Raw genomic sequence first — 3,701 nt, 5'->3', positions numbered from 1 at the left:
GGGGTCGTCTCAGAAAACGGAAAATAAAGCACGCTAAGGCATAGCCGAACCTGCCAAGCTTGCTCCACCCTGTAGTGACGCGATCAGCGGGCAGGAAACGTTCCCCCTTCGCGCATGGCAGGCGCACACCAACTCAGACAGCACGGCCTCCATGCGCGCCAGGTCAGCCATTTTCTCGCGCACGTCCTTGAGCTTGTGCTCGGCCAGACTGCTGGCTTCCTCGCAATGGGTGCCATCCTCCAGCCGCAGCAGCTCGGCGATCTCATCCAGGCTGAAGCCCAGCCGCTGGGCTGATTTCACGAAGCGCACCCGCGTTACATCCGCCTCGCCATAGCGGCGGATGCTGCCATAGGGCTTGTCAGGCTCCAGCAACAAGCCCTTGCGCTGATAGAAACGGATGGTCTCCACATTGACCCCGGCCGCCTTGGCGAAAACGCCAATGGTCAGGTTCTCCAAATTGTTTTCCATATCGCTTGACTCCGTACATGAGTACGGAAGTAAGGTTACGCTATCCAATTTCAATTCGAAAGGACAAGCGCATGTCTGAACCAAAAACCGGGCGCGGCGCGCTCTTCACTGGAGGGCTTGCCGCCATCCTCGCCTCGGCTTGCTGCCTCGGGCCGTTGGTTCTGATCGCCTTGGGGTTCAGCGGCGCTTGGATCGGCAACTTGGCGGTGTTGGAACCCTATCGCCCCATCTTTATCGGCGTGGCGCTGGTGGCGTTGTTCTTCGCCTGGCGGCGCATCTACCGGCAGGCAGCGGCCTGCAAACCGGGTGAGGTCTGCGCGATTCCCCAAGTGCGAGCTACTTACAAGCTCATTTTCTGGATCGTGGCCGCGCTGGTTCTGGTCGCGCTCGGATTTCCCTACGTCATGCCATTTTTCTACTGATCGGAGTTCACCATGAAGAAACTGTTTGCCTCCCTCGCCCTCGCCGCCGTTGTTGCCCCCGTCTGGGCCGCCACCCAGACCGTCACGCTGTCCGTACCGGGCATGACCTGCTCCGCCTGCCCGATCACTGTCAAGAAGGCGATTTCCAAGGTCGAAGGCGTCAGCAAAGTTGACGTGACTTTCGAGACACGCCAAGCGGTCGTCACCTTCGACGATGCCAAGACCAGCGTGCAGAAGCTGACCAAGGCAACCGCAGACGCGGGCTATCCGTCCAGCGTCAAGCAGTGAGTCACTGAAAACGGCACCGCAGCACAACGGACGTCATTGTCTGGCGCCACAAACGATAAAGGATCTGTTGCATGACCCATCTAAAAATCACCGGCATGACTTGCGACTCGTGCGCGGCGCACGTCAAGGAAGCGCTGGAAAAAGTGCCAGGCGTGCAGTCGGCGCTGGTGTCCTATCCGAAGGGCACAGCGCAACTCGCCATCGTGCCGGGCACATCGCCGGACGCGCTGACTGCCGCCGTGGCCGGACTGGGCTACAAGGCAACGCTAGCCGATGCGCCACTGGCGGACAACCGCGTCGGACTGCTCGACAAGGTGCGGGGATGGATGGCCGCCGCCGAAAAGCACAGTGGCAACGAGCCCCCGGTGCAGGTAGCGGTCATTGGCAGCGGTGGAGCCGCGATGGCGGCGGCGCTGAAGGCCGTCGAGCAAGGCGCGCAGGTCACGCTGATCGAGCGCGGCACCATCGGCGGCACCTGCGTCAATGTCGGCTGTGTGCCGTCCAAGATCATGATCCGCGCCGCCCACATCGCCCATCTGCGCCGGGAAAGCCCGTTCGATGGCGGTATTGCGGCAACTGTGCCTACGATTGACCGCAGTAAGCTGCTGGCCCAGCAGCAGGCCCGCGTCGACGAACTGCGGCACGCCAAGTACGAAGGCATCCTGGGCGGTAATCCGGCCATCACCGTTGTGCACGGTGAGGCGCGCTTCAAGGACGACCAGAGCCTTACCGTCCGTTTGAACGAGGGTGGCGAGCGCGTCGTGATGTTCGACCGCTGCCTGGTCGCCACGGGTGCCAGCCCGGCGGTCCCGCCGATTCCGGGCTTGAAAGAGTCACCCTACTGGACTTCCACCGAGGCCCTGGCGAGCGACACCATTCCCGAACGCCTTGCCGTAATCGGCTCGTCGGTGGTGGCGCTGGAGCTGGCGCAAGCCTTTGCCCGGCTGGGCAGCAAGGTCACGGTCCTGGCGCGCAATACCTTGTTCTTCCGTGAAGACCCGGCCATCGGCGAGGCGGTGACAGCCGCTTTCCGTGCCGAGGGCATCGAGGTGCTGGAGCACACGCAAGCCAGCCAGGTCGCCCATATGGACGGTGAATTCGTGCTGACCACCACGCACGGTGAATTGCGCGCCGACAAACTGCTGGTTGCCACCGGTCGGACACCGAACACGCGCAGCCTCGCGCTGGACGCAGCGGGGGTCACTGTCAATGCGCAAGGTGCCATCGTCATCGACCAAGGCATGCGCACGAGCAACCCGAACATCTACGCGGCCGGCGACTGCACCGACCAGCCGCAGTTCGTCTATGTGGCGGCAGCGGCCGGCACCCGTGCCGCGATCAACATGACCGGCGGCGATGCGGCGCTCGACCTGACCGCAATGCCGGCCGTGGTGTTCACCGATCCGCAAGTGGCGACCGTGGGCTACAGCGAGGCGGAAGCCCACCACGACGGGATCGAGACCGACAGCCGCACCTTGACCTTGGACAACGTGCCGCGTGCGCTCGCCAACTTCGACACACGCGGCTTCATCAAGTTGGTTATCGAGGAAGGCAGCCATCGGCTGATCGGCGTACAGGCGGTCGCGCCGGAAGCGGGTGAACTGATCCAGACGGCGGCTCTGGCCATTCGCAACCGCATGACGGTGCAGGAACTGGCCGACCAGTTGTTCCCCTACCTGACGATGGTCGAGGGGTTGAAGCTCGCGGCGCAGACCTTCAACAAGGATGTGAAGCAGCTTTCCTGCTGCGCCGGGTGAGAAAAAGGAGGTGTTCAATGAACGCCTACACGGTGTCCCGGCTGGCTCTTGATGCCGGGGTGAGCGTGCATATCGTGCGCGACTACCTGCTGCGCGGATTGCTGCGCCCGGTGGCGTGCACACCAGGCGGCTACGGCTTGTTCGATGACGCCGCCTTGCAACGGCTGTGCTTCGTGCGGGCGGCCTTCGAGGCGGGCATCGGCCTCGACGCGCTGGCGCGGCTGTGCCGGGCGCTGGATGCGGCGGACGGCGACGAAGCGGCCGCGCAGCTTGCCCTGCTGCGTCAGTTCGTCGAGCGTCGGCGCGAAGCGTTGGCCGATCTGGAAGTGCAGTTGGCCACCCTGCCGACCGAGCCGGCACAGCACGCGGAGAGTCTGCCATGAACAACCCCGAGCGCTTGCCGTCCGAGACGCACAAACCGATCACCGGCTACCTGTGGGGCGGACTGGCTGTGCTGACTTGCCCCTGCCACCTGCCCATCCTCGCTGTCGTGCTGGCCGGCACAACCGCCGGTGCTTTCCTCGGCGAGCATTGGGTCATCGCGGCGCTCGGTTTGACCGGCCTGTTCCTTCTGTCCCTGTCGCGGGCGTTGCGGGCATTCAGGGAAAGAGAATGAGCGCTTTCCGGCCGGATGGATGGACGACGCCGGAACTGGCCCAAGCGGTCGAGCGCGGGCAGCTTGAACTGCACTACCAGCCCGTCGTCGATCTGCGCAGTGGTGGGATTGTCGGCGCGGAAGCCCTGTTGCGCTGGCGTCATCCGACGC

General features: G+C 64.0%; 7 protein-coding genes. 6 read left to right on the top strand and 1 reads right to left on the bottom strand.

From position 1 onward, the window contains the following. Positions 1-33: 33 nt before the first annotated feature. On the bottom strand, positions 34-468 hold the full coding sequence (locus tag APH25_RS24600; protein WP_003131969.1) for a mercury resistance transcriptional regulator MerR: 435 nt from the start codon (positions 466-468) through the stop codon (positions 34-36). Positions 469-539: 71 nt separating this feature from the next. Here APH25_RS24600 and merT point away from each other — a divergent pair, with 71 nt between their 5' ends. The 6 genes from merT to APH25_RS24570 all read left to right on the top strand — a co-directional run. Further along, positions 540-890 (top strand): mercuric ion transporter MerT, encoded by a 351-nt coding sequence (gene merT / locus APH25_RS24595; RefSeq protein WP_003131974.1) that lies wholly within the window; start codon positions 540-542, stop codon positions 888-890. 12 nt (positions 891-902) lie between these two features. Next, positions 903-1,178 carry a mercury resistance system periplasmic binding protein MerP gene (merP, locus tag APH25_RS24590; protein ID WP_003131987.1) on the top strand — a complete coding sequence of 92 codons (276 nt, stop codon included), beginning with the start codon at positions 903-905 and terminating at the stop codon, positions 1,176-1,178. Positions 1,179-1,249: 71 nt separating this feature from the next. Continuing rightward, positions 1,250-2,935 (top strand): mercury(II) reductase, encoded by a 1,686-nt coding sequence (gene merA, locus APH25_RS24585; RefSeq protein WP_003156770.1) that lies wholly within the window; start codon positions 1,250-1,252, stop codon positions 2,933-2,935. A 17-nt stretch (positions 2,936-2,952) separates the two neighbouring features. After that, positions 2,953-3,318 (top strand): mercury resistance co-regulator MerD, encoded by a 366-nt coding sequence (gene merD / locus APH25_RS24580; protein ID WP_000995360.1) that lies wholly within the window; start codon positions 2,953-2,955, stop codon positions 3,316-3,318. Then, complete coding sequence (merE, locus tag APH25_RS24575; protein ID WP_003132004.1) at positions 3,315-3,551, top strand: broad-spectrum mercury transporter MerE; 237 nt, start codon at positions 3,315-3,317, stop codon at positions 3,549-3,551. Before merD ends, merE begins: the two co-directional genes overlap by 4 nt. Then, the coding region (locus APH25_RS24570; RefSeq protein ID WP_156333282.1) for an EAL domain-containing protein at positions 3,548-3,701 on the top strand (154 nt) is incomplete at its 3' end. The genes merE and APH25_RS24570, both read left to right, overlap by 4 nt.

Origin of the sequence: Pseudomonas sp. NBRC 111119, from assembly GCF_001320125.1 — a bacterium.
Classification (GTDB): domain Bacteria; phylum Pseudomonadota; class Gammaproteobacteria; order Pseudomonadales; family Pseudomonadaceae; genus Aquipseudomonas; species Aquipseudomonas parafulva.
This window is presented reverse-complemented; position numbering and strand designations above follow the sequence as displayed.